Below are 2625 nucleotides of genomic sequence, written 5' to 3'. Positions count from 1 at the left end.
TAGCGGCGTGGATGCAGTAGCGGCCGCCCCCCGTGGCGGCCGTAGAAGTGCGAACATGCCCCGGCGTTCTACGTCGGCCCCCGGGGGCCGACGCTACGGGCGTACAATGAACGCCGCAGATACTGTCATGCACCGTGTACTCTCCGCTATTGGCGATGCATGGTTGACCTTCGATCGCCTTGCACGATATACTCATGATGTACCGATTCATCGTAGTCGGCTCGGCGTAGCATTGTATCGAGGCGTGTTTGACGATTTCCCACAAGTGCCGTCGAGTCGTCGCGAGTGCAGCCTGCGGTCAGGAATCAACTGGTTCCTCAGCGAATGCTACGCCGAATCGAGCCGCATGGATGCTGTTGCGAGGTGCAGTTGCTTTGATTTTCTGGCAAGAACCTTCGCCGTCGTTGAAGAAGGGCGGCTGCCCCCTGTGGCGGCCGTAGAACCTCGAAGAGCGAGGATCCAGAAAGCGCGCCGGTGTTCAACGGGCTGTTAGCAGTATTGGGCCTGTCGTTTTGTGGTACAGAAAGGCAGGAAGGACTGCTCCTAGTGCTTTGTCACAGCTAAAACTTAGGGTTGCGTTTGTCTGATCAAAGCCGCGACCGTGAGGGAGCGGACTTCGTGAACCCCAAACTTAAGCTGTGACAGAGCACTGGTGGTGTGATTTATTCTGTTGAGGCATTATGCAGTGCGATATTTGCCGTCGCTCGCATCTGAACCTTCTCGAATGCAACGACATATTCGAGAAACGCTGCGATTAAGCTAATGCCCCGGACTTCGGACTCACACCACTTGCGGCCTGCCGGAGGAGGAGGTTTTGCGGAAGACGGAGTTTGTACGGGTCAATTAACTTCCTCGTCCCCGGCGTCGCGCCAGGATGATGCGGAGTATGACGTGGCAATGCGGCTTTTGAATATCGCCATGGGGGCGATTGGATTCGACCGGGCGAGTGAACGGTGTGTTGCGTGCCGAGGTTGTCAGGAGGCCTCGTAAAACACCTGGCGAAACCTTATATGGCAACTACTCGTATGCCATGGCTGCCTAAATAGGTAGCCCGTTGCGTGGGAAACGCCTGCTATTCCGCGTAGCGAAGCCAGCAGGCTAGTGGGTGCCAAATGCCCGACGGGGCGTCCGCGAAGCAACAGTCGGGCTGGGGAAGGCTGAAGCCTGCCGACCGGCGTCAGCCAACCCGAGATTCAATTGATCGGCTATGCACGTAGACGCACGCTTGGATCCGTCTCGGGACGGGGGTTCGATTCCCCCCGCCTCCATTTGTAAGTCGTTTTATAAAAAAGACTTACGACTCGAAAAATCGAGTACCCGATGAAATGGGCTGCCAAAGCCCTAACATGTCCCGATCAGGTCGTCATCGAGGCCGCTGTCGAACTTCGCGTATTCCTCGTGGAAGGCGAATGCATCCACGCCCCGATAGTGGTCGTGGATGCCATCGGCCGCGTGACCCATGGCCAGCTTCGACACCTCGCGCCGAATCTTGCTCACGTGAGCTCGAGTCCGGTGATAGTGGCGCAGCCAATGCCACCGAAGCAGTGACCATGGCTTGCCCGTTTTCGGATGCGGCTCTACAAGAACGCCAGCTTTGAGCGCGTGACGCTTCAGTCTGAATAGCGTCTTGTTCTCCGCGATCTGGCTGCCGGCCTGGTTCATGAAGACCCAGTCTGTGCCTTCGCCGAGCCCCATGGACGCAATCACTTTCGCCAAGCGGTCCGTGATGTGGACCACCCGGCGGCCCGCGACACTCTTGGGCATCCAGTATCCCTCGGACGTCATGCATCGCCGCCGCAGTTCCGGCCGGACACGAGACGGCTCGGGCCGCTTCACGTCCAACACAATCTCCCGCTCCTCCAAGTCGATGTCGCCGACCTGCAAGAACTGGAGTTCCTGGAACCGGAATCCGCCTTCGCACACGAACACAACCAAGTTGACGATCTGAGAGTCCCCGGCCTCCAGCGCCTTCTCGATGACGGCGTTGATTTGGTCGGGATAGATCGTCGGTGGCGGTAGACTCCGTGTCGGGAGCTTGTCGAGCACGGCTTGGCGTCCCGTCTTCGCCGGGTTCGTGCCACTTACAAGCTGACGCTTGAACGCGGCGAAGCCGTAGAAGTTGTGGATCGCCGTCACGTAGTGATTCACCGTTGCATTCGTGAGCTTTCGCTCGTCCTGCAGGTAAACCGAAAACCGCTGAAGAAGCAGCGGGGTAATGTCCTGCAACTTCGTCAGGCGACGTGCCTTCATCCAGTCAGCGAGGCACGTCAAGCGGCTGTCAAGCTTGCGGATGTGCTCGTGGCAGCGGCCGAGCTTTTCGAGGTATTCGACGAACTCAGCAATCAGTGGCCTGAACAAAACAGGCACATTGGCCGGCTTCTCCAAATCCGGATAGCGTTGCTGAGCGAAGAGCGCCTCGTTCTTTTGAGCTGCGATGACTCGGGCAAGCCGCTGGTCCGTCTCGCGCGTGCTCTTGATGAACTCGCGTGGCCGGCCGGTACGCTTCAGGTCATCGCCGCGTGCGGTCGCCTCCGTCCAGTACATCCACCAATACGGGCTACGCGCCGTGCGGTACAACGTCACGTTTCCGACTCGATCGGTTTCTAGCCAACGATTGGCCTTCTT

At 58.5% G+C, this 2625-nt stretch carries 1 protein-coding gene and 1 other RNA gene; one reads left to right on the top strand and one right to left on the bottom strand.

Annotated elements, in window-relative coordinates; genetic code table 11:
- Positions 1 to 920: 920 nt before the first annotated feature.
- Positions 921 to 1271: a transfer-messenger RNA gene (gene ssrA / locus ACW81B_RS06270) on the top strand.
- Positions 1272 to 1341: 70 nt separating this feature from the next.
- Here the strand turns inward: ssrA and ACW81B_RS06265 are convergent.
- The coding region (locus ACW81B_RS06265; RefSeq protein ID WP_491579359.1) for a tyrosine-type recombinase/integrase at positions 1342 to 2625 on the bottom strand (1284 nt) is incomplete at its 5' end.

Source organism: Thiogranum sp. (assembly GCF_058323355.1).
This window is presented reverse-complemented; position numbering and strand designations above follow the sequence as displayed.